We start from the raw sequence: 22402 nt of genomic DNA, 5'->3' as shown, positions 1-22402 counted from the left end.
AAGCGTGAGTACTGCAGTAGCACAAAAACGTGGGCTCGGCGCTGTGATTTGGGATTACCTGACAACAGTAGACCACAAGAAGATTGCGCATCTTTATTTGGTCTCTGGTGGGCTGTTTTTCCTAATCGGTGGGCTCGAAGCCATGATAATTCGTATCCAGTTGATGAAACCAGACAATGATTTCATCTCTGCTGGACTTTATAATGAAATGATCACCATGCACGGAACAACGATGATTTTCTTAGCGGCCATGCCGCTCATCTTTGCTTTAATGAACGCCGTTGTCCCCTTACAGATCGGGGCAAGGGACGTTGCCTTTCCATTCTTGAACTCCCTGGGTTTCTGGTTGTTCTTGTTTGGAGGACTTATGCTGAACGTATCCTGGTTCACAGGTGGTGCTCCAGATGCGGGTTGGACGAACTATGCACCGTTGTCAACGACATCACCCGGCCATGGGGTAGACTATTATGTCATGGGTTTGCAAATATCCGGTGCCGGAACGTTAATTGGTGGAATTAACTTCCTTGTAACCATAGTAAACATGAGAGCGCCGGGGATGACGTATATGCGTATGCCATTGTTCACATGGTCTGTGTTCGTCACAAGTACGTTGATTCTTTTCGCTTTCCCAGCTTTGACAGTAGGACTATTTCTTATGATGTTCGACCGTATGTTCGGATCTGCATTCTTTGATGTCGGTCTTGGTGGTAATGCCATCATCTGGGAGCACTTATTCTGGATCTTCGGTCACCCGGAAGTGTACATATTGATTCTTCCGTTGTTCGGAGCTTTCAGTGATATCTTTCCAACATTCTCTAAGAAACGTCTCTTCGGTTATTCCGCAATGGTATTTGCAACCGTATTGATCGGTTTCTTAGGATTCATGGTATGGGCCCACCACATGTTCACGGTTGGTATGGGGCCGATTGCAAACTCCATTTTCGCTGTTGCGACAATGGCGATTGCCGTACCTACAGGAATTAAGATCTTCAACTGGTTATTTACGATGTGGGGCGGACAAATTCGTATGACTTCCGCAATGCTGTGGTCGATCGCATTTATTCCATCTTTTACAATTGGTGGAATGACAGGGGTTATGCTGGCGGTTGCAGCTGCTGACTTCCAGTATCACGATACGTATTTTGTTGTCGGACACTTCCACTACGTTATCGTCGGTGGGGTAGCCTTTGGACTCTTCGCTTCTCTACACTACTGGTGGCCGAAGATGTTCGGTAAAGTTTTGAATGAGAAACTCGGTAAACTGGCATTCTGGCCATTCTTTATCGGTTTCCACTTGACTTTCTTTATCCAGCACTTCCTCGGTCTTATGGGAATGCCGCGTCGTTACTGGGTCTTCCTTGAAGGACAGGGGCTTGCTACAGGAAACTTGATCAGTACAATCGGTGCTTTCTTAATGGCGATCGGTACGATTATTTTCCTAATTAACATTGTGTATACAGCAGTAAAAGAGAAGAAAGCGGATGCAGATCCTTGGGAACACGGTCGTACCCTTGAGTGGTCCATTCCATCTCCACCGCCACACTACAACTTCGTACAGACACCACTCGTACGTGGACTTGATCCACTATGGGTAGAGAAAATGGATGGGAAAGAAGGCATGACACCTGCAGAGCCGCTCGGTGACATTCATATGCCGAATGCATCTATTCTGCCATTTATGATGTCCTTTGGATTATTTATCGCCGGTTTCGGATTTATTTACCAAACCGATGATCCAATGTGGTTGATCGCTGTGTTCGTAGGTATGGGAATTCTACTCGGGTCCATGTTAACAAGATCTGTTAAAGACGACCTGGGTCACCATATTCATAAAGAAGAACTGGAAGAAGATATTAAGAAGGGGGGTTGGCAAATCATGAGTTCTGAAGATGTACTCAATCCAAAACGTATGCCGCACGATCCTGAAAAAGCCACCCTTGAAGGAAAAAATAAATTCGTTGGCTTCTGGTTTTTCCTCGGTGGAGAAACCGTATTGTTCGCAAGCCTATTCGGTACGTACCTTGCTTTGAATGGTTCAACGCAAGGGGAGAATACGCCTGAGCATCTATTTGGTTTAGAGCTCGTGTTCATCATGACGATGCTTCTTTTGACAAGCTCGTTAACCAGTGTTTATGCGATGTACCATATGAAGAATCAGGACTTCCGGAAAATGCAAATGTGGTTGGGAATCACTGTAGTTTTAGGACTCGGATTCCTTGGCATGGAACTTTACGAATTTTATCATTACATCCATGAATATGGATTCACGTTCCGTTCCTCTGCATTTGGATCAGCTTTCTACACGCTTGTCGGTTTCCACGGAGGACACGTTCTCTTTGGACTCTGCTGGATTGTGACGCTCATGATCCGTAACCAGAAGCGTGGATTGAACCTTTATAACGCGCCGAAGTTTTATATTGCAAGCCTTTATTGGCACTTCATTGACGTTGTATGGGTATTCATCTTTACAGTAGTGTATCTTATGGGAAAGGTGGGTTAATCCATGGCAGATCAAACACATTCCAAACCCATTCATCACCAGGAATATGAGAAAAAGCAGCATCGTGAAGAAATGAAACAGCAGGTCCTTACCTTCGGGTTGATGATTCTGTTCACGTTGATTGCTTTTGGAATGGTTATTTTTGAAGTGAATTCCTACTTCATCATTCCGACATTGATTATCCTTGCTGTCGTTCAGGTAGCCTTTCAACTTTATTACTTCATGCACATGAAGAATAAAGGTCATAATATGGTTGCTGTCATGATGTATGGCGGCGTGGCTGTTGCTGCTTTGACCATCATCACGTTCACATCTATTATCTGGTGGTAAGTGAATACGAGACAAAGAAAAAAAGACCGGTGCTCCGGTCTTTTTTCTTTATTTTTACTTAGGAAACTATAAAATTGGGGCTCTGTGGATAACACATCCCTAATCTTCCACGGCGCAAGCGACCAGCCACTCGTGACATAATCAACCCACCCTACGGAAGGAAAGAACACCCTCCGCAGGACGTTTTGCTTAAGCGTGTCGGAGCTCCAAGGGTGCCTGCGCCTTTGTTCTCCGTAAGATATATGACTAAATTATGAACAATGGAAGAATTCCTTATGTCCGCTCGTTTTTTCGGCGATAATTAGGTAAAATGGAGAAGTACAAGTAAAACAATCTGGGGTGAGACACCAATGTGGTTAGAACTTCAAATTTTTGGCTTCCGCGCCTTATGGAGCCCGTATTATTTCGTATTCGTTCTGTTATTATCGGCCTTATATTTCTACATAACAGGACCTGGACGCAAGAAGGGAATGGACCGTCCGAGTGCTTTTCAGCAATTCATGTTTTATAGCGGGATGGTGCTTTTATACATCGTCAAAGGATCTCCTGTAGACTTGCTTGGGCACATCATGTTCACAGCTCACATGACGCAAATGGCAATTTACTTTTTACTGTTTCCGATCCTGGTCATCAAGGGGCTCCCTTTATGGATATGGGAGAAAGTTTTTGCAGCCAAAGGAATAAAGAATGTGCTAGATCTACTTACACGACCATTGATTTCCTTGCTGCTTTTCAATGGACTATTTTCCTTGTACCACATGCCTGTCATTTTTGATTACGCAAAATCAAGTGACCTGGCACACACAGTGATTACAACAATCATATTGTTTATCGCTTTTTGTATGTGGGTTTCTGTCTTTCCTCCATTGGAGCATTTGGACAGGTTAAGCCCCATCTTAAAAATCGGTTTTATTTTCGCCAATGGTGTGCTGATTACTCCGGCGTGTGGTTTGATCATTTTTGCTGGAGCACCGCTTTATGAAACATACTCAGAAGCTGGAGCATGGATGCAGGCGATGAGTTTATGTGTACCAGCGGATGTCTTGAATGGCCTAGCATCGAATTTGAATGGACCGAATTATTTTACTCCGATGCCTTTGATTGAAGATCAGCAATTAGGCGGTATTATCATGAAGATTGCACAGGAAGTGATCTTCGGTGCGATCATCGCTTATATATTCTTTAGTTGGTTCAACAGGGAAAGAGATACGATTGATCCACTGCCAAGTCAAGTACAGACAGAATCTTAGAGATTTGCTAGAGGGGAAGAGGTGGAAGTATGCCGTTATTGCCGACACTGAGTACATTTTTCATTGTATTAAGCGCTGTACTCGTCGCTATCGGTTGGGTACTGATTGTAAAAAATAAGAGAAGCTCGCATCGTAAAGTGATGATCGCAGCTGCCATCAGTGCTCTGACTTTTTTTATTATTTATTTAAGCCGGACAATTTTTGTTGGGAACACAAGCTTTGGTGGACCGGATGATGTGAAAATCTTTTATACGATCTTCTTGATTTTTCATATCTTCCTGGCGACGGTCGGAGCCGTATTCGGAATAGTGACTTTGACTTTCGCTTTCAAGCGCAAAATTAAAAAGCATCGTAAAATCGGTCCGGTGACAAGTATCATCTGGTTTTTCACAGCTGTTACGGGTGTCGCCGTTTATATGCTGTTATACATCATCTATGATGGTGGTACGACGACAAGTATGATTAAAGCAATATTAGGAACTTAAAGAAAAACAACGAATCGTTGATCAGCGATTCGTTGTTTTTGGTTTATCTTGGGTTGGTAAAGGGAATGAGTGTATGGATGCATAAATTTCCATATACATAAAAACAGGAAAGGGATGACCCACTATGGAATTGAAGACAGAGAGATTACAGCTATTCCCGATTACCTTAGACCTTGCACAGACACTGATGAAAAATTCACTCGCTTTTTATTATAAGTTTCAATTACCATGGAATAAAAACTGGCCACATGACGGTTTAAAAGCACTTATGCCCATGTATGCGGAACGCTTAGAGAATGATTCGGATGAATTAGGATTTGGCCCATGGGTCATGATTGATTCGGCCGGTGAGCATGTCATTGGGGATATCGGATTCAAAGGCAAGCCAGACAGTGAGGGTAATGTCGAGATCGGTTATCATGTTGTCGCTTCAGAAAGGAATTACGGTTATGCTTCGGAAGCCGTTCAAACGCTCTGTGAATGGGCTTTTGAGCATCCAGAGGTAGATGGGATTGAAGCACAGTGTGATAAAGACAATATTCCTTCTCAAAAAGTGCTGATTAATAACGGATTCAACCATACAGGAAGAAGTATGGATATCCTCGTTTTTAAGAAAGAGAAAAAAATCCAGCAAAAAGAAAATACGATGAATAAAGAAATTTAAAAGCCTGAAGCGTCGCTTCAGGCTTTTTTTCTTCCTTATAATTTGTAGTTCCAACGAATGATGCCCGCTTCTTTAGCAGAGTTGAAAGCTATGACAACGAGTGGTCCGAGGATGAACCCGAGGAGTCCGATCAGTTGTAAACCTAAATACATAGCGATCAACGTAGCAAGCGGTGATAAACCAATGTGACGTCCCATCACTTTCGGTTCGACGGTCCTTCGGATGGCAAGCAGGACGATCGCCAGCAAACCAAGCTTTGTCCCAATCGCAATATCCCCGACAATAAGCATATAGACAGACCATGGCCCAAGGATGACGATAGAACCGATAATCGGGACGAAATCGATGGCCCAAATAATCAGTGACATAATTAAAGCGACATCTGGGGCAATCCATAATAAGCCGATTAATGACACGACAAAAATGATAATACTGACAAGAAACTGTGCTTTTAAAAATCCGAACACGACATAAGAGAGACGTGCATTCATGAATTTCACTTTTTCTGACGTCGCTTCTGTGAACTGGTCGTGCATTTTATCCCTCAGTCGCGGAAGTTCAAGCATGAACAAGAACAAGGCGATCAAATAAACGAGAAAACTGACAAGCAGCTCAGGTATTTTTGCAGCAGCAGCGGCTATATTGGAAAGTTGAAGCTTTTCAGAAATAGCTGTCGTCGTCCGGTCGATGGCATTCATCATTTCTGCTGTCACTTTATCTACGAATTCTTTCGGCATCGATTGTGAAAAACTGGCCATGTGATCTTCCCAATCCAGCAGCACATTATTGATTTGATTGATGTACTGCGGGGCGTTGTCCGCCAGTTGTACAATTTGGGTGACGGCACGGGTCACAGCGAATGTTCCCAAGAGACCTAGAAAGATAAGGAACAGTAAGAAAACGATCGTCACGGACATTTTCCGGTTGATACGGAACTTAAACTGGGTGAACCTTACCGCCGGATTTAAGAATAGTGCCGTAACGAAAGCGAGTATCAATGGAATAGAGACAGGTAAAATGAAATACCCTGCAATGATGAGTAGAGCGGATATTAAGATTAAAATCCACTGTTTTTTTGATAGATATCGGAACAATTTATGTATGAGTCTCCTTTCCCCCATAAACCAATCATGAGTTCACTCTTTGCTTCCTTTTAAAAAAGTCGCTCACCATACAATGATGTGCGACTGTTGTTCATCCGGAAGATTTGGATGAATGATTATATACGGCGATCAGAATCCGTGGATAGTTCTTCGACTTTCTTAAGAACTTCCTCATTTTCATTCTCTTCCGCCCATTTTTTCAACTTGTCCAAGACGACATGTTCCGGCACTTGGCTGTGGTATTTTTTCGCAGGTTCACTCACTTTGGAAACCAATGATTTCGCTTTAGAGATGATGCTGTCTGTAAACCCTTCCTGGTGACCATATTCTATGCCGTGTGGGTAATAGTGGCGGCCTAGAAGCGGTTTCATTAAACGCACAACAGCATCGCCTTTATCTACATCCCCTTCAAGGGCAAATCCCCTGGATGCGGATATAATAGGTAATGTTTTTTTCTGGAGCGGGAATTTTATAATCGTATGTGACACGCTCATAATCCCAGGATCCTCCAAGGATGAACCCATTTCTTTCCATGATTTCTGTCAATGGCTTGTAGTCAACGACGAGACCTTCAATCCCAGTACCTTCTAATTTCATTTGTTCCACCTCGCAATTGTTATGTATCTTACCTCATTTTAGTATGAAAAGGTAATGCTTGCAATTTTGGCATGACAAACGTCCTGCCATACGTTTAATATCTGTGATTACGTTCTCATTATACTATAAAAGGAAACCGGATGCATGTAATAAATTCGGTAAAACGGGGACAATAAACATTGATCATGATTAATGAGGAGGATCTTTCATGAAAAGTGTAAAAGATATCATGACAAGCGATGTCTCCATCTGTCATACGAATGACCAGTTGAGTGACGCAGCTTCTATGATGAAAGAAAAGAATGTCGGCGCTATTCCTGTTTGTGACGATCAAGGCAACCTCATGGGTATGGTGACAGACCGTGACCTAGTCATTCGTGGGTATGCAGCGAAAAAACCTGATTCTACACCGATTCAACAAGTGATGAGTGATCGTATGTACAGCTGTACACCCGATTGTTCACTAGAAGAGGCGAGCAGAATCATGGCTGAGCACCAGGTGCGCCGTCTGCCTGTTGTGGAAAACGGGAAACTTTCCGGCATCCTTTCTCTTGGTGACTTATCGACAGAAGAAATGTCCGACCATGCAGCAGGTGTTGCGTTGCATGATATTTCCGAGCGTCCTGAGCTTCACTGATTATAAGGGCCTACTTCTAATGGAGTAGGCTCTTTTCACTTTATGAAAGAGAGCAATCATCTCTTTCTAATCATAGCCTCCACCTGATCCGCTTATACATAAAATAAAATAGTCTTTGATGAGGGGTCCGATATGATAAAAAAATCCGTGATCTTATGTTTGGTTACTTTTATTTTTGTTGGATTGTACTTCCTATTTAACTCTCCTTTAGAAGAACAGGTGGTCCAGGAGTTTTCAGAACCTACCATAGAAACTGTTGGTCAGCCCCAGGCCCAGAATGAAGCGGATTTTTTCTCTTTTCGCGGGTTATCCTCTGACGCTTTATTGGAGGAGATAGGGGAACCGCTGAGGAAAGATCCTAGTGAATATGGATATGACTGGTGGGTTTATGGATCTGAAGAGGAGATTGAGATGCAGTTTGGTATTCAGGACAGAGAAGTGGTGACAGGGGTTCTTTTTAAAAAAGAATCTGGGCCTGTTCGTGTGCAAGATTCTTACGAAGAGGTCGCAGAGTCTTATCCTTTTGAATCATCCTATCGTCTGGATAGTGAAGGAGCGTACACCTTGAAGCTGACAGAAAAGGATATCGCTGAACGGCCTGTGATCTCCTTAGGAGAACGATGGACAGCGCAGTTATACTTTGACAACGTAACCAATGAAATCTTTGCCATACGGATGTTGAGAAATGATGTTCTTCTCAAACACCAACCCTACAAAGTGATCTATCGAGGTACCCTTCCTCTTCAAGAGGTTTTGGACAAGAAAGCATGGGAAAGAATTGAAGATGGAATGGAAGCACAAATCCTATCCATTACCAACGGTGTCCGTGCTCTCCATGAAGCCGGTCTCCTTTTGGCACATGAAGAAGCCTCTTTCGTTGCTTACGCACATAGTCGGGATATGAATCAGAATAATTATTTCTCTCACTATTCGCAGAATGGAGAAGGTTTGAAAGAGCGTCTGGGTGAAATTCCCTATGTGCGAGCTGGTGAAAATATTGCTTCTCAATATGTGGATGCTACCGCAGCGGTTCATGGTTGGCTGAACAGTCCAGGACACAGGAAAGCTCTGCTTGATCCTCTTTATACTCACCTTGGCGTCGGCGTTCATCAGCGATACTATACACAGAATTTCCTGACTGTCCCATGAACGCCCGTTTCTTTTTTGCATAGGCTATACTGTAGTTCTTACAGTGAGGTGTAAAAGGTATGAGTACAAATGAATTGCACCCGAGCGTCCAGCAGTTCAAAGCCTTTGTCAACAAACACCCAAAAGTGAAGGGGCAGTTGAGGAAAAATCATAAATTGATTCAAAGTTATTACGAGAAATATATGATCCTCGGCGAAGAAGACCCTTTTTGGGATTCTCTTCCATCTGAAAAAAAGGAAAGTGCTACAGCAAAGATGGACTGGATCAAGCAGCTGGGTGGACTGATGGAAGAAATCAATTGGGAAGAGGTTTCAAGGCAAATCGATGAACTGAACGGAGCAATAGGTCAATTTCAACAGCTGATCACTAATGTCAAGAAAGAATCAGGAAAGAACCAGAAGGAAATGGAATACCCTTATTACTAAAAAACAGGGCAGGTGGAAAAGATCTTTCATTTCCATCTGCTTTCCTATTTGATAAGATAGAAAGTGGAGGTGGACATGTACTATGCTAGCTACAATGGAAATTGTCGATCTGCTAGATCGTTCTGAGTCGATCGGCCAGATGGTCATGCATTCAGACACCATGCAAGAGTACCAAGAGGCAAAGAATGCTCTTGAAAACGATAAAGAGGCGCAAAGACTCATTAAAGACTTTGCGGATATGAAAGAACACTATGAGGACGTGCAACGTTTCGGCCGTTATCACCCTGACTATAATACCATCATGAAAAAAGTCCGCTCCGTAAAAAGAGAGATGGATATGCATGAGACGGTAGCCCATTTCAAAAAAGCTGAACGCAATATCCAAAAGCTGTTGGATGAAATCAGCGAAAGTGTAGCCTTCAGTGTAAGCGAGCAAATCAAAGTGCCCAAAAATGGCATGGCACTTACGGACTCAGGTTGCAGTGGCGGTTGCGGAAGCGGCGGCAGCTGTGGTTGTGCTTCTTAAGGTTCAGTGAAACGAATACAATCGTCGCATAAGTTCCCACAGCAGAACATTTTACGCTGGGGAACTAAAAAGCGGACACGATAAACATAGAGCGCCTGATTCTTGCGTACATAGCTCATCGCAAGAGTCAGGCGTTTTCCTTTCATCGCCTTCGAGGCACACCACTTTAACGTTTCTTCCACATCTTTTTTTGTTGTACCTTCTCCCGGTTGCAAATAGACGAAAGGAATTCCAGCGACCTTTTTTAAAATCACCGTATTGATTTTTTCCGACTTCTGTAAAAGCTCTTCAAAAACTAGGGATGCTCGTTCATGGTCTGTGAGCATGAACATCAACCTCCTCATTGCCGTAAGCGGGGATATTTGGTAAACTGACGTTAATCTATTATGTTCGATGGGGAGTAGAGTCAAACAATGATCCGAACTAAACGACAAGGACTAATCGTATATTTTCAACATATGAAAAACATCAGGCAGATCAAGAAACATGGTCATTTGATCCACGCCTCTAAGAAAATGAAGTATGCCTTATTGTATGTGAATCAGGAAGATGTCGAGTATAAAATGGAAAAACTCGAACGCTTACCATTCGTTTCCCGTGTCGTGCCCTCTTATAAACCGGAGGTTCGCACAGAATATGAAGGGGCGAAGCCTGACAAAGCCAAACAGTATGATTATAAGATGGGCATCTGAAAAAAAAGCGTCCGCTTCTTAAGCGGACGCTTTTTTGATGCTGTGAAGTCCATGATTGTGAGGCTTCAGCTTAATGGGGCAATGAATTTATTCATACGAAGAATCCCAATTAGATGCTGGTAAAAAAGCTCGGTTTCAGGAAAAAGGTTGGAAGGTTTGATGGTGAATTCGGCGATTTCTTTTCCTGCCTGTTCAACCATTTCTTTATACATATCAAAGCGTTGGTTCGGCTTTTCATGCGGGTTGGGGACGCCTTCCCTGCAAATATAGATGGGCTGGAATTTATCGTTATGCGCAGGCTTCATCACTAAAGATAAGGAAGCGACGGGCACGCCGTTTTTTTCACTGTAAAAAGCGATGGCATGCTGGATGCGTTCAGGCATCCGCGTGCCGAGATCGATCAGTTCATAAACATCCGCATACCCTTCGCCAAGTTCGATGAATTTTTGTATCATAGATATGTACATCCTTTCTTATCAGCTCTGATACTCATTGATTATTTGTAAATAAAGTATATGGCAGGATTGTGTAAGACTCAGTTTCGAGGCTTTTATTGAGTGGATGGGGGGCTGCGGCGAATAGCTCGCTTTCCGCGGGGCCCCACAGGAAGTGGGGTCGTTCGATGTTGGCACAGGACGTGCCGAACTTAATCGAACTTCCTATATTCTTTTGAGCCTCCTCAGGCTGACGCTTTGCGGGGTCTCACCAAGCACTCTTTTCCCGCAGGAGTCTCCCCATTCCCCTCCGCCCCTTTCCCAAGTAAGATTCTCGAAACCACTACTGGAAAAATCAGTTTATATGATTGTGGGAAGTGGATTATATTAACTATCCCCAGTGGGCATTTAGAACATAGATGCTTGATACAGAGCGCTTTATGCCTGCTTAGGAGGGAAGAACGGGAGCCTCTCCTTTTCGGTACAGGGGTTCGTTTCCCCTTACAAGAGATGGGGTGGTTGGGAAGCTGCGAGACTCCCGTGGGAGAAGGAGATAGGCGAGATCCCGCAGGACTCAGTCCGAGGAAGCTCGGCGCTCCCCCACAGGAAAGCGAGTAGTTTCCCAGCCACCCCTGAGTCTCATTATGGCAAACCAACCCCGGAAACATCTCGAAACTGAGTCTTCTACAATCGGGAGCTTATCTTCAATAAACATTGAGATGTAACAGAGCAGTCTATTAAACAATCAAATTAAAGGTAGCACGAAACTTTGTGCATGTAAATTGGAAAAGGAGGGGAGCAGGATGAAGGTCTTATGGATTCCGCTCACTTTACTTCTCAGTGTGTCCACCCTCATGCTTCTTTATCAGTGGGACCAAGCAGAAGCGGATAGTGAAGAGGTCAGCCATTATTTAAATCTGGACGTTTCCATGACTGTCAGTGAGAACAAGCTGCAGTTCACGTATACATATGAACATTTAAAACCAGGAATCTACACGCTTGAGATGCCGGAAAAAGCAGCAGTAATCGGGTGTTCGCAAAAAGAGTCGCCATGTCGCATAACCAATCAAGCAAACCCTAATATGATTTTAGAAAAGGAAGGAGAAGTTCTTGTAGATTATACAATGCCAATGCCTGAGAATGAGGTGGTCCATGATTGGATGCTTGTATTGAAAAAAGAGGATCGTGTGATGCAGCCCCCATTTTCATTGACCATACAGGATTTGGACGAGACGAAAGACCCATGGCTTGTTCCTTCAGCTAAAAAAAGTGATATCCCATTGGAGAACCTGCGTTATTATAAGTTTACTTCCATGGATGAATCGCTGCCTCTTACAAGAAAAGGAGAAGCCTCCTTATGGAATAGAGGAAATAGTATAGTTACATATGAAGCAGGAAAAGAGCTTTCGGCTGAAGTCAAACAGGAGTTACAAACCTTCCTAGAGTCCACAGGTCCTATTTTGATTCAGCTTGATCAGTCCGATACTAAAGTATTGGACAACCTTATGAAGGTGGAAGGAAGAAATGTAAAGAGGATGCAGGCGGAATATGTAGTGGCACATTTGAGAAACGTCACTAGAGAGAAAAAACCTTGGGAGTTGAAGACCCTCATAGATGTTTTTACAGAAAAGAAAACAACGATGGCAAGGGAAATAGCAGCCTCGCTATCAAATGAAGAGCTTATGTTGTGGAAGAAACGTCTGCTGGAAGCTGAAAACGTAGAGGATTTAGGACTATTCCTTGATGAAGCATTGTCCACCGTTTACGGAGCAGAAACCTCCTATTTTCAAGACTTTGTCGCTCCTACAAAAGATAACCTCTACTTTGTTGAAGACAAACGTGTTTTTTATAATGAGCAGCTTGTCACAGATCATTTTGTTCATTACCATGGAGCTCCTTATGTTTCATTAGTCGATATCAGCCGTGCACTGGATTATGAACTTACGGAAATCGAGAAAAGGGCGGTCTATCGTTTAGAGGTTATCGGAAATGAGTATCGCTTTTATGTCGATCAGCCGACGTTTATCGTCAATAAAGAAAATTTCGGTATGGGGGAGGAGTTATTGATCATGGTAGAAGATTCTCCGTATATAAAGTGGCAGGATTTTCAGGAGTTGTTTGATACAACCCCTACGACCAATGCGAAATAATGGCAAAAAAATAGGGTCGCCCATCACGGGCGACCCTGCTTTTCTGATTCATCAGAGATGAAACAAAAAAGTAAAGGGAGAGGAGAAACCGGAGGAAGAGCTTATGGGGATGTAAGCCTTCTCCGTTTTCAGAAGCAGTATCATCCGCTTCAAGTGCTAGTATGTACGTTGCTGAACCTGATTATTCACTGGTTTTAAAAAAATGTGCAAGATTTATGATGTTTCAGACTTGCAGGGCACTTCCGCTTTAGACAATCCGGTTCCGAGAGGAAGGCCTGACACGCACCCTATACTTCCCTGCGACGTCTATTTTGTGGTAGGATTATGGGGAATGCTGACAAGTGAGGTGTACAGGATGCGAGTGATTGCTGGTGAATTTAAGGGACGTCCGTTGAAATCTGTCCCTACACATAAAACCAGACCGACGACAGATAAGGTGAAGGAAGCGGTCTTTCATGGAATTGGACCCTTCTTTGAGGGCGGTAAAGCTTTGGATCTATTCGCTGGGAGCGGTGGTCTCGGTATTGAAGCTTTGAGCCGTGGTGTGAATTCTTGTGTGTTCGTGGATCAACAGCAAAAAGCGATCCAAACCATTTATGAAAATATAAAAACGCTCGACATCAATGAGCGTACAGAAGTTTTTAAAACCGATGCCATGCGCGCAATCAAGGCGGCTGGAAAACGGGGACTGACGTTCGATTATATTTTCCTGGATCCACCCTATAAGAAGTTTTCTTATCAGGACCTAATGGAAGCGCTTTTAGAATTTGATCTGATTGCAGAAAATGCGACTATCGTTTGTGAACACGATGCTTCAGAAGAAATACCTGAAGAAGTGGGGCGTCTGAAACGTATGAAAACCGATCATTACGGGAGTAATATTGGTGTATCGATTTTTGAGTAAGGAGAGAAGGGTATGACACGTATTGCGATTTGCCCGGGAAGTTTCGATCCCGTTACATATGGACATTTGGATATTATCCGAAGAGGGGCGAAAGTCTTTGATCACGTCATTGTGGCTGTTTTCAACAATCAGAGTAAATCTCCTCTGTTTGATGTGAACGAACGCAAGGAATTGCTGGAAGAAGTAACGAAAGATATCGGCAATGTTTCCGTAGACGCCTGCAGTGGCCTTTTGATGGATTATGCCGAGGAAAAAGGGGCGCATGCTATCATTCGAGGTTTGAGAGCCGTGAGTGACTTCGAATATGAAATGCAGATCACTTCCATGAACCGGAAATTGAATGAAGACATTGAAACGTTTTTCGTGATGACAAACAATCAATATTCTTTCTTGAGTTCCAGCATCGTTAAAGAGGTGGCCAAATATCGAGCGAACATCAGTGACCTTGTTCCTCCGCCTGTAGAAAAAGCTCTTTCAGAAAAATTTTAAAAACGATAACAAAAACGATCTCTACGGACTATGTGCGTAGGGATCGTTTTTTTGTTTTCCGCTCACTGTTCCATTTCACCCCGATCATGAGCATAATCATGAGCAATGTGATCGGAGGTCCATAATGATTGAAAAATTCAAGAATGGGGGTTGTGAAGTTTTCGTTCGGGTTCCAGATCGGCATGCTTTGTTGTTGAAAAGGACGGTAAATGAAATACAACACATAAATCAGGCCTGCGGCAATAAATCCATGAGCGATTCTTGCAAGTGCATACGGTTTGAATCCAATATCCGTTTCGGCGAGGATGCTTGCGATTTGCGCTTGAATCGAAAACCCGTGAAAACCGAGAATGAAGCTTACGATCAAAAGCTGAGCGAGCAAAGGTTCATGCGTTTCTGTAATCGCACCGATGCCGGTCGTAAGTTCCAACATACCTGCAGTAAAGGGAACATGAAAGGTTTCCGGCAGTCCAGTATAAAAAAGCAAATGCGAAAAAATATGAATGGCTCCCGTTTGCTTCAACAATTCTGTGAGAACGGAGAAAAGCATAATGAAACCCCCGACCATAAGAAGCGTGTCCACTGATCGTGTTACCGCATCACCCATCAATTTCCCCAGCGTCCGGCCATCCTCGAGCCTGGATTGGTGCATTTTACCGAAAGCATCCTTCCATGAAGCAGAAACGCGGTCCATGCTTCGTTCCTGATCCTTCCTCTTATAAAAGCGCATACCAATGCCCACTAGGAAATTCCCGCCGTAATGGGCTATGGCAATGAGAATTCCAAGACTTGCATCGTGGAAAAAGCCTACAGCGATCGCCCCGAAAATGAAAAGGGGACTGGATGCGTTGGTGAAGGCGACAAGTCTCTCAGCTTCTGCACGGGTTACTTGTCCTTTCTTACGCAGATCGGCTGTCCATTTCGCTCCGGATGGATATCCGCTTGCCATCCCCATCACCCAAACGAACCCGCCACAACCAGGGACATTGAACAATGGTCTCATGAACCGTTCACTAAGGGCGCCGAGCCCGTGGACAACACCGAAGCCGATTAAAAATTCTGCCGTAATAAAAAATGGTAAAAGGGAAGGGAAGACGATTTCCCACCAAAGATCAAGGCCCCTGAGACTAGCGGACAGGGCATCCCGTGGATATAAAATCAAGGAAACCGCAAGCGCCGAAGCGAGCAGCGTCAATGCGAAGGTTTTCAATTTGGAAATCGAGAACGCCTCCTTAGACATGGCTGTTTTCTGTACTTCTCATCATAGGAATAGTAGAATGGGTATAGATTTCGACGCGTGCTCACAGGTTGTCTATATTCCATGTGTACGCTCATAAGGGAATGGTTTATTCCATAAAATAAACCACATGGATGAAGGAGGAATGACGAGTGGCGAGACCAAAGATCGGATTGGCTTTAGGTTCTGGAGGGGCACGTGGTTTTGCACACTTGGGTGTTCTGAAGGTCCTTCGTGAACATGATATTCCCGTTGATTTCATTGCAGGAAGCAGCATGGGGGCGCTCGTCGGCTCTTTTTTTGCTGCCGGACAAAGAATCGAAGATATGTATAAACTCGCCTTTACGTTTAAACGGAAGTATTATTTGGATTTCACCGTTCCGAAAATGGGATTCGTGCAAGGGAAAAGAATCAAAGAATACATCCGGCTTTTCACGTTCGGAAAGAACATCGAGGATTTTCAAACGCCGATGTCCATTGTCGCAACGGATCTTTATGCCGGAGAGAAAAAAATCTTTACGACAGGTCCTGCAAGTGAAGCGGTCAGGGCAAGCATTGCGATTCCCGGGATCTTCGTTCCAGAAAAGATTGAAGATCGTCTATATATTGACGGAGGGGTCATTGACCGTGTACCTGTATCAGTGGTGAAAGATATGGGGGCCGCATTCATTATTGCTGTGGATTGTGCCCATTTTGATTCCGACCCAAACATTAATTCCATCTATGATGTCATCACACAGAGCATCGATATTATGCAGGATGAATTAGTCACAGCGATTGGTGTCTCCTCTGATGCAGATGTGATGATCAAGCCGGATGTATCGAAGTTCAGCTCCCGGGCTTTTACGAAGATCCAGGAAATTGTAGAGGCGGGGGAGAAAGCAGCGGAAGAAGTCATCGAAGAAATAAAAAAGAAGCTCGCTGCGTGGAAGGAGTCAAGTAACGAATGAAAACAAACCGTAGACTGATTATCACCGGAATAATAACCGTACTTATCGTGGCATTTCTGGGGGCTTTCCGCCTCCCTTATTATATTTATAAGCCGGGAACAGCGGATGCGCTGAATGACATAGTCGAAGTCGAAGGTGGTTTCGAAAGTGAAGGGGACATGCACCTTGTAACCGTACGTGGTGGACAGGCGACACCCATCCAATGGGTCCTTGCCCAGGTACGTCCATTCCATCAAATCTATCCGTTAGAAGACATCCGTCCAGAAGGGGTGTCGGAGGAAGAGTACTTCCATGCCCAATTACAAATGATGGAATCATCTCAAGAAGCCTCCAAAGTCGTCGCCTATCAAGCAGCTGGCAAAGAGATTGACATCAACTACGAAGGCGTTTATGTCATGAACGTAATCGAAGGCATGCCGGCGGAAGAAATTCTAGAGACGGGCGATCAGATTGTGAAGGTCGATGGACAGGACATTCAAGAGACGAGCGACTTGATTGACTATGTGAGCAACAAGGGCGAAGGGGATTCTGTGATGCTCACCATTGTGAGAGATGAGGAAACAATCGAACGGGAACTTGAACTTGCTCCTTTCCCAGATAACCCTGACAAAGTCGGTGTCGGCATTTCCCTTGTGACCGACCGAACGGTGGATGTAAATCCGAAAGTGAATGTCAAAAGTGGTGAAATCGGAGGACCGAGTGCCGGGTTGATGTTTTCACTGGAAATTTACGATCAATTGACAGAACCGGATATCACTAAAGGATATGAAATTGCAGGTACTGGAGAAATCAATTATGAAGGACAGGTAGGCAGAATCGGAGGCATTGATAAGAAAGTGGTAGCCGCTTCCGATCATGGTGCCGAAATTTTCTTTGCTCCGAATGAAGAAGGAAGAGAAGGGTCCAACTATCAAGTCGCTAAAGAAACGGCGGATAAAATCGATACCGATATGAAAGTCGTTCCTGTGGATACGTTCCAAGATGCACTAGATTACCTGCAAGACCTAGAACCGAAACAGGAAGCTTAAGAAAACAGCCGTTCCGAAGGAGGAGCGGCTGTTTTTATCATTGAATAAATTCTATACGGTGAACTTTAATTCGTTACAGGCTCCCGGGCAACCGCATCATGAGCACTCCCAGGGGAGATGTAGGCTATCCCGGTTAAGAATGGATCACAGGTGGTCCGTATTCTCGTTTCAGTTGATCCACTCTACGCTCAGGAGTTAAGACACTATAATAAGCAGCAGCGGCTCTAGCTTCCAAAGTTAGCAGTTCATGATCCAACTGCTGAGGTTGAGTGATAAGCGGGATAGAGGCTTCTTTTTTTATGGTCCGTAAATATTTTTTCCCGGTTTCCGACATGCCCAGGATCCTTGCGTAAGGAGGTGGTGTTTCTCTTAAAAGAACGCGCGCCTCCTGCTTGTCCGTTCCAACAAGGATATGTGCAAGGGTTCGCTGAAGTCTTGTCCACGTGTACCTCTTCGTCTTTAAGGATGAAATAAACTGATGGAACGTTGTAGCTTCTTTAATTGTCCTTTTTAAACGATATTCCAACCCTTCGTCGACCCCATGGAAACAGCGGAGGGTACTTTCCTCCATCGTCATGATCTTGTATTGAAGCAGGTGAAAATAAGCTTCCCAATCGTGCCAGAGGCCATGGCTGTTTTTGTACTGATGTAAAACCTCTATCGTCGAAGGGGGAAGAGATTGTCCAGCCTTTTCTGTCATCACACCTTCTTCAAACAACTCTTTTCGAATACTTGTAGCACTTGCAATCTTTCCATGGATCTCTTGATCATGGTAGTGATTATTTTTCCGTAAGACGGTAAGTGGTTCGATATCAGGAGCATAAGTAAGAAGTTGTTTCACGTAACTGTAACCAAGGATGTTATTCGGTTGAGTAAGATCGATGGAACCTGAGGGGAAAGCTATGGATTCATATCCAAGGCGGGAAGCCTCTGGATAGGCATATCCTTCATTCAGATATCTTCTCACGGTCACATCATACTCTTCCTGGTGTTTGTTCATATGTTCAAACGCCTCTGTGAATGCAGCGATTTTGCCGTTCTCACTGCCGAAACAAATACTATCGACCCCGATTTCCGCAAGCGTCTGAATGGCGCCTTTACTGAAATAATCGCTGTGTTGGACCGCATACAGAAACGGGAGCTCAAGCACAAGGTCGGCACCACCGTGAAGGGCGGCTTTTGTGCGAAACCATTTATCAATAATGGCAGGCTCTCCACGTTGTAAAAAGTTACCGCTCATGATAGCGATCATGCAATCAGCGTTTGCATGTTTTTTCGATTCTTCCAAATGATAAAGATGTCCATTATGAAAAGGATTATATTCAACAACTACTCCACAGGATTTCACAAAAGATCCTCCCATCTGATTCTTTACTATTGAACAAGTGTTTGGTTTATTTTATCATGATACTATGGAAATTTCGCATTCCTGACCGTGAAATATGAGAATCTTACTAAAACCGCACGAGAATAAGGATATGCTGTAAAGAAAAAATATTGACAAATCAGCGAAATCCTTTTACAATAACTCTTGTTGCCATGAGGTGATAACTATGAAATTTCCTCTACAAAAACTCAAGCAGACAGGTGATGAGCCGTTCTACTTTGAGGATGACGTAGATATTCGCGAATTAGCACAACTGAACAATGACATTCGCAGGATTTCCCCTGTTCATGTCAAAGGTCAAGCAATGACTCGAGGAAACGATATAACGGTAACTTTTTCGATTGATGGAGAAATGGTGTTGCCTTGTGCCCGAACGTTAGTTGATGTGACTTATCCATTTCACATTGATGCTCTGGAGGCATTTAATCTGTCACCTTACCATACAGAAGAAGATGACTCTGAAGTTCATTCCGTGAATGGAGAAGTGCTTGACTTAACGCCTTATATCAAGGAAAATGTACAGTTGGAGATTCCGACTCGCGTTTTTTCCAATGATGATGAGGCTCATGAAGCAGCCCCCCAGGAAGGGAAAGGCTGGCAGGTGGTTACAGAGGAACCAGAGGAAAAGAAAGTGGATCCTCGAATGGCTAAACTGCAATCATTATTAAATGAAGAAGAGAACGAGTAAAACAATATGTTATGGTTCTCAGAAATCCCTTAAAGGAGGTGTACAACATGGCAGTACCTAAGCGTAAAACGTCTAAGAAAGTCAAAAACCAACGTCGTACTCACAAAAAACTTCACGCACCAGGAATGGTTCAGTGTGATAACTGTGGAGAGTACTCAAAACCACACCATGTTTGCAAATCTTGTGGACAATATAATGGAAAACAAGTGGTGAACGACTAAGTTCATCAAAGAAAGGCCTGACATCCGTCAGGTCTTTTTTTATGTCCGCAAACTCTTCCACTAAAGCTCCCTATACTTGAAGACTCAGTTTCGAGACTTTTGTTGAGTAGATGGGGCTGCGGGGAATAGCTCGCTTTCCGCGGGAGCGCGGTGAGCCTCCTCGGACTTCGTCCTGTGGGGTCTCACCATGCACTTTTTTTCCCGCAGGAGTCTCCCCATTCCCCTCCGCCCTTCGCCATATAAGTATCTCGAAACCACTTCTGGAATAAGCTGCTTTTGCACGTTGTCATTCGAACGGAATGGACTTCTAAGGACGCTATCCAGCATACTGTAAGCTTGTGATAGAGCGCTTTATACTAATCACACCAGGATAGTGGGAGACCTTTCAACTTGGTGCAGGGGTTCGTTTCTCACTTACATCGAAAGGGGTGGTTGGGAAGCTGCGAGACTCCCGCGGGAATGGATGGACTGGCAAGACCCCACAGTGCGAAGCACGAGGAGGCTTGCCGTCATCCCCGCAGGAAAGCGAGTAGCTTCCCGACCACCCCTGACGCCCAACATAGCACCGAACCCCGGAAACATCTCGAAACTGAGTCTTCAAGAAACCTGCCATATAGTTGAACAAATTCTATAAATTTCTGGTACATTAGTATAGGAAGGGGTGGAAGTAGTGTCACAACTAATTTTAGTAGAGAAAAAAGAGGGGTATGCGGTTTTAACATTGAACCGACCGGAAAAGATGAATGCCATATCGAAACAAATGACGAAAGAATTTTATCAAGCGATTATAGAGTTGAAGAAGGAAAACCTGAAGTTCCTTGTCGTCACGGGTGCTGGTGACCGCGCTTTTTGTGCAGGGGGAGACTTGCGTGAACTTCATGGAGATATGAATGCTGAACAAGCTTACGCGACGTTGCATCCGATGAAAGAAGTCCTGTATGAATTGGCTACGTTTCCTGTCCCTACGATTGCCGTATTAAACGGACAAGCAAGGGGAGGCGGATGTGAAATTGCAACGGCCTGCGATTTTAGATATGGAATAGAGGACGCTTCTTTTGGTTTCGTCCAAGCTAATTTAGGCATTATCCCTGGGTGGGGAGGAGGCACACTCCTATATCAGCGGGTAAACAGTGACATAGCTGCTCATTGGTTAATGGATGCTGACATGTACACAGCAGAGCAAGTCTATCGAATTGGTTGGTTACATAAGATGATTACGGTAAACTGGAGTGAAGAAATTTTCTCATCGTTTCTTACTAAAACAACTGAGCAAATGAAAATTTTTAAGCAGCAGTTTTTGGATCACATGGATTTCCAAACACTCTCTGAACGTATGGGGCGTGAGGTCAGACAATGCTCCCTTTTATGGGAGTCGGATGAGCATAAAGAAGCGGTTCGAAACTTTGAAGCTAAGAGAAAAAGATGAGAAATGCGATTCTATCAATCATTCCTCCTGCATAACTATAAGCAAACGATAGAGGAGGGATGCTATGGATGCCCCAAGACAAGATGCCTTGAAGGACGAGGAAGACCTGTTATTGGCAACGACGGTCTTAAAGCACATTCGTGAAGGGAAGACGCAGCTGGAAGCCTTCCATGAAGTGGCTGAACAATTGCACAGGACGCCGGCTGCCTGTGGATTCAGATGGAATGCGACTGTAAGGAAAGAATATCAGAAAGAGATCCAGGAGGCGAAAAACAGCCGTAAAGCCACACGGACGATTTATTCATCCTCTAAGTCTTCTGACAATGCACCCATGTCTTTGGACGCGGCTATCTCGTTTCTGAAAGAAATGAGATCCAAGCAGTTTGAAGATTATGGGAAAGAGAATTTAGAAACCCAGCTAAAAAAACTCAACGAAGATAATGAGAAGCTTAGAGAAGAATTGAAACAGTGGGAAGCTGCGTGGAATGAAATGGATAAACTTGTGCATTGGGTAAGAGAAAAAAGAAAAAGTGAGAGTGGTGTTTGAAGGATCATCACCTGCCATTCATATTATTTACCATCATAAACAAAGGCCCCTACAACACTGTGTAGCGGCCTCATTCATGTTCTATGCGTTTACATCTCTTTCTTCCACGCCTGAAGGCATCCAGATCAATGGATTCTCTCCGAGGTCACGTTCTACATCATAATTAGCTTTCTGAAAACCCATCTTCTCCCAAAATCCATGAGAATTGATTCTAGGATTCGTTTTAATTGGCAGATCAAAGCTTTTTGCGAATTCTACGAGTGCTTGTCCATATCCGAGCCCGCGGTAATCTGGAAGAACCTCAAGCTTCCACAGTTCCAGGTAGTCCTGGGAAGGGGTGAAATAATGATCATACTTCGCTTTCACTCGATATAAACTCATGCGGGCAACTAAAGCGCTTCCATAATACACTCCGTAAAATGGCGACTCACTATCGTTTTCCACAATATTGCTTTCTAAGTCCTCGAGCATCGCAAGTTCCTAGTTCCCATATTCTTTGAACCGCTTAAACTCCTCAAGTGTCTTATAGTTGACCAATAAAGGTTGAACTCTTGTTTTCGTCATCATGAAAGAATCCCCTTTC

26 protein-coding genes and 2 pseudogenes are annotated in these 22402 nt (G+C 44.0%); 20 read left to right on the top strand and 8 right to left on the bottom strand.

Annotation, left to right across the window (positions count from 1 at the left end):
- Window positions 1-4: 4 nt before the first annotated feature.
- The 6 genes and pseudogenes from ctaD to LC065_RS16260 form a co-directional block, all read left to right on the top strand.
- Window positions 5-1852: pseudogene (gene ctaD, locus LC065_RS16285) on the top strand (cytochrome c oxidase subunit I); the annotation flags it as partial.
- A gap of 24 nt (window positions 1853-1876) precedes the next feature.
- A complete protein-coding gene (locus LC065_RS16280) occupies window positions 1877-2500 on the top strand; it encodes a cytochrome (ubi)quinol oxidase subunit III (RefSeq protein ID WP_226589103.1) in 624 nt (207 codons plus the stop codon).
- 3 nt (window positions 2501-2503) lie between these two features.
- Entirely contained in the window at window positions 2504-2830 is a 327-nt protein-coding gene (ctaF, locus tag LC065_RS16275) for a cytochrome c oxidase subunit IVB (protein ID WP_226589106.1), read from the top strand.
- Window positions 2831-3180: 350 nt separating this feature from the next.
- Complete coding sequence (ctaG, locus tag LC065_RS16270; RefSeq protein ID WP_226589109.1) at window positions 3181-4080, top strand: cytochrome c oxidase assembly factor CtaG; 900 nt, start codon at window positions 3181-3183, stop codon at window positions 4078-4080.
- Between the two features lie 29 nt (window positions 4081-4109).
- Window positions 4110-4565 (top strand): DUF420 domain-containing protein, encoded by a 456-nt coding sequence (locus LC065_RS16265; RefSeq protein WP_226589112.1) that lies wholly within the window; start codon window positions 4110-4112, stop codon window positions 4563-4565.
- 124 nt (window positions 4566-4689) lie between these two features.
- A complete protein-coding gene (locus tag LC065_RS16260) occupies window positions 4690-5229 on the top strand; it encodes a GNAT family N-acetyltransferase (RefSeq protein WP_226589114.1) in 540 nt (179 codons plus the stop codon).
- 35 nt (window positions 5230-5264) lie between these two features.
- Here LC065_RS16260 and ytvI read toward each other — a convergent pair whose 3' ends face one another.
- The 3 genes from ytvI to LC065_RS20555 form a co-directional block, all read right to left on the bottom strand.
- Window positions 5265-6323, bottom strand: coding sequence for a sporulation integral membrane protein YtvI (gene ytvI / locus LC065_RS16255; RefSeq protein ID WP_226589116.1), 1059 nt, complete (start codon window positions 6321-6323; stop codon window positions 5265-5267).
- 125 nt (window positions 6324-6448) lie between these two features.
- The gene (locus LC065_RS20560) at window positions 6449-6712 is read right to left on the bottom strand and encodes a hypothetical protein (protein ID WP_371933351.1); all 264 of its coding nucleotides are present in this window, start codon (window positions 6710-6712) and stop codon (window positions 6449-6451) included.
- Window positions 6713-6740: 28 nt separating this feature from the next.
- Window positions 6741-6929 (bottom strand): YugN family protein, encoded by a 189-nt coding sequence (locus LC065_RS20555; RefSeq protein ID WP_371933350.1) that lies wholly within the window; start codon window positions 6927-6929, stop codon window positions 6741-6743.
- Between the two features lie 208 nt (window positions 6930-7137).
- Between LC065_RS20555 and LC065_RS16245 the strand changes: the two genes are divergently transcribed.
- The 4 genes from LC065_RS16245 to LC065_RS16230 all read left to right on the top strand — a co-directional run bounded on the left by LC065_RS16245 (window position 7138) and on the right by LC065_RS16230 (window position 9666).
- Window positions 7138-7566: a CBS domain-containing protein gene (locus LC065_RS16245; RefSeq protein ID WP_226589119.1), complete on the top strand. Its 429-nt coding sequence runs from the start codon at window positions 7138-7140 to the stop codon at window positions 7564-7566.
- A gap of 132 nt (window positions 7567-7698) precedes the next feature.
- Window positions 7699-8715 (top strand): CAP domain-containing protein, encoded by a 1017-nt coding sequence (locus LC065_RS16240; protein ID WP_226589122.1) that lies wholly within the window; start codon window positions 7699-7701, stop codon window positions 8713-8715.
- A gap of 59 nt (window positions 8716-8774) precedes the next feature.
- Window positions 8775-9140 (top strand): YlbD family protein, encoded by a 366-nt coding sequence (ylbD, locus tag LC065_RS16235; protein ID WP_226589124.1) that lies wholly within the window; start codon window positions 8775-8777, stop codon window positions 9138-9140.
- A gap of 82 nt (window positions 9141-9222) precedes the next feature.
- The gene (locus LC065_RS16230; protein WP_226589126.1) at window positions 9223-9666 is read left to right on the top strand and encodes a YlbF/YmcA family competence regulator; all 444 of its coding nucleotides are present in this window, start codon (window positions 9223-9225) and stop codon (window positions 9664-9666) included.
- Here LC065_RS16230 and LC065_RS16225 read toward each other — a convergent pair.
- On the bottom strand, window positions 9663-9992 hold the full coding sequence (locus tag LC065_RS16225) for a hypothetical protein (RefSeq protein WP_226589128.1): 330 nt from the start codon (window positions 9990-9992) through the stop codon (window positions 9663-9665). The genes LC065_RS16230 and LC065_RS16225 overlap by 4 nt on opposite strands.
- Window positions 9993-10079: 87 nt before the next feature.
- On the opposite strand from LC065_RS16225, the gene LC065_RS16220 reads away from it, so the two are divergent.
- A complete protein-coding gene (locus tag LC065_RS16220) occupies window positions 10080-10358 on the top strand; it encodes a YlbG family protein (RefSeq protein ID WP_226589130.1) in 279 nt (92 codons plus the stop codon).
- A gap of 65 nt (window positions 10359-10423) precedes the next feature.
- Here the strand turns inward: LC065_RS16220 and LC065_RS16215 are convergent, their stop codons facing one another.
- A complete protein-coding gene (locus tag LC065_RS16215) occupies window positions 10424-10813 on the bottom strand; it encodes a DUF7147 family protein (RefSeq protein ID WP_226589132.1) in 390 nt (129 codons plus the stop codon).
- A 782-nt stretch (window positions 10814-11595) separates the two neighbouring features.
- Between LC065_RS16215 and LC065_RS16210 the strand changes: the two genes are divergently transcribed.
- The 3 genes from LC065_RS16210 to coaD all read left to right on the top strand — a co-directional run bounded on the left by LC065_RS16210 (window position 11596) and on the right by coaD (window position 14335).
- On the top strand, window positions 11596-12942 hold the full coding sequence (locus LC065_RS16210; RefSeq protein WP_226589134.1) for a hypothetical protein: 1347 nt from the start codon (window positions 11596-11598) through the stop codon (window positions 12940-12942).
- Window positions 12943-13273: 331 nt separating this feature from the next.
- Window positions 13274-13846, top strand: a complete 573-nt coding sequence (gene rsmD, locus LC065_RS16205; protein ID WP_226589137.1) for a 16S rRNA (guanine(966)-N(2))-methyltransferase RsmD — start codon at window positions 13274-13276, stop codon at window positions 13844-13846.
- Between the two features lie 12 nt (window positions 13847-13858).
- On the top strand, window positions 13859-14335 hold the full coding sequence (gene coaD / locus LC065_RS16200; RefSeq protein ID WP_226589140.1) for a pantetheine-phosphate adenylyltransferase: 477 nt from the start codon (window positions 13859-13861) through the stop codon (window positions 14333-14335).
- 28 nt (window positions 14336-14363) lie between these two features.
- Here the strand turns inward: coaD and ylbJ are convergent, their stop codons facing one another.
- Window positions 14364-15575, bottom strand: coding sequence for a sporulation integral membrane protein YlbJ (gene ylbJ / locus LC065_RS16195; protein WP_226589144.1), 1212 nt, complete (start codon window positions 15573-15575; stop codon window positions 14364-14366).
- Window positions 15576-15724: 149 nt separating this feature from the next.
- On the opposite strand from ylbJ, the gene LC065_RS16190 reads away from it, so the two are divergent.
- Together LC065_RS16190 and LC065_RS16185 are read left to right on the top strand one after the other, a co-directional pair.
- The gene (locus tag LC065_RS16190; RefSeq protein WP_226589147.1) at window positions 15725-16522 is read left to right on the top strand and encodes a patatin-like phospholipase family protein; all 798 of its coding nucleotides are present in this window, start codon (window positions 15725-15727) and stop codon (window positions 16520-16522) included.
- Window positions 16519-17550, top strand: coding sequence for a SepM family pheromone-processing serine protease (locus LC065_RS16185; RefSeq protein ID WP_226589149.1), 1032 nt, complete (start codon window positions 16519-16521; stop codon window positions 17548-17550). The genes LC065_RS16190 and LC065_RS16185 overlap by 4 nt, the downstream gene beginning before the upstream one ends.
- A 133-nt stretch (window positions 17551-17683) precedes the next feature.
- Here the strand turns inward: LC065_RS16185 and LC065_RS16180 are convergent, their stop codons facing one another.
- Window positions 17684-18898: a nucleotidyltransferase gene (locus LC065_RS16180; protein ID WP_226589152.1), complete on the bottom strand. Its 1215-nt coding sequence runs from the start codon at window positions 18896-18898 to the stop codon at window positions 17684-17686.
- A 205-nt stretch (window positions 18899-19103) separates the two neighbouring features.
- Between LC065_RS16180 and LC065_RS16175 the strand changes: the two genes are divergently transcribed.
- The 4 genes from LC065_RS16175 (at window position 19104) to LC065_RS16160 (ending at window position 21819) form a co-directional block, all read left to right on the top strand.
- Window positions 19104-19625 (top strand): YceD family protein, encoded by a 522-nt coding sequence (locus LC065_RS16175; protein ID WP_160913018.1) that lies wholly within the window; start codon window positions 19104-19106, stop codon window positions 19623-19625.
- 47 nt (window positions 19626-19672) lie between these two features.
- A complete protein-coding gene (gene rpmF / locus LC065_RS16170) occupies window positions 19673-19846 on the top strand; it encodes a 50S ribosomal protein L32 (protein WP_035505553.1) in 174 nt (57 codons plus the stop codon).
- A 670-nt stretch (window positions 19847-20516) separates the two neighbouring features.
- Entirely contained in the window at window positions 20517-21272 is a 756-nt protein-coding gene (locus tag LC065_RS16165) for an enoyl-CoA hydratase/isomerase family protein (protein ID WP_226589155.1), read from the top strand.
- Between the two features lie 64 nt (window positions 21273-21336).
- Window positions 21337-21819, top strand: a complete 483-nt coding sequence (locus tag LC065_RS16160) for an RsfA family transcriptional regulator (protein ID WP_306163558.1) — start codon at window positions 21337-21339, stop codon at window positions 21817-21819.
- Window positions 21820-21900: 81 nt separating this feature from the next.
- On the opposite strand, the pseudogene LC065_RS16155 reads toward LC065_RS16160, so the two are convergent.
- A pseudogene (locus LC065_RS16155) lies at window positions 21901-22386 on the bottom strand (N-acetyltransferase).
- Between the last annotated feature and the right edge of the window lie 16 nt (window positions 22387-22402).

It is taken from the genome of Halobacillus litoralis, assembly GCF_020524085.2.
Taxonomy (GTDB): domain Bacteria; phylum Bacillota; class Bacilli; order Bacillales; family Halobacillaceae; genus Halobacillus; species Halobacillus litoralis_E.
The sequence above is the reverse complement of the archived record's forward strand: the minus strand, read 5'-3'. Positions and strand labels throughout refer to the sequence as shown.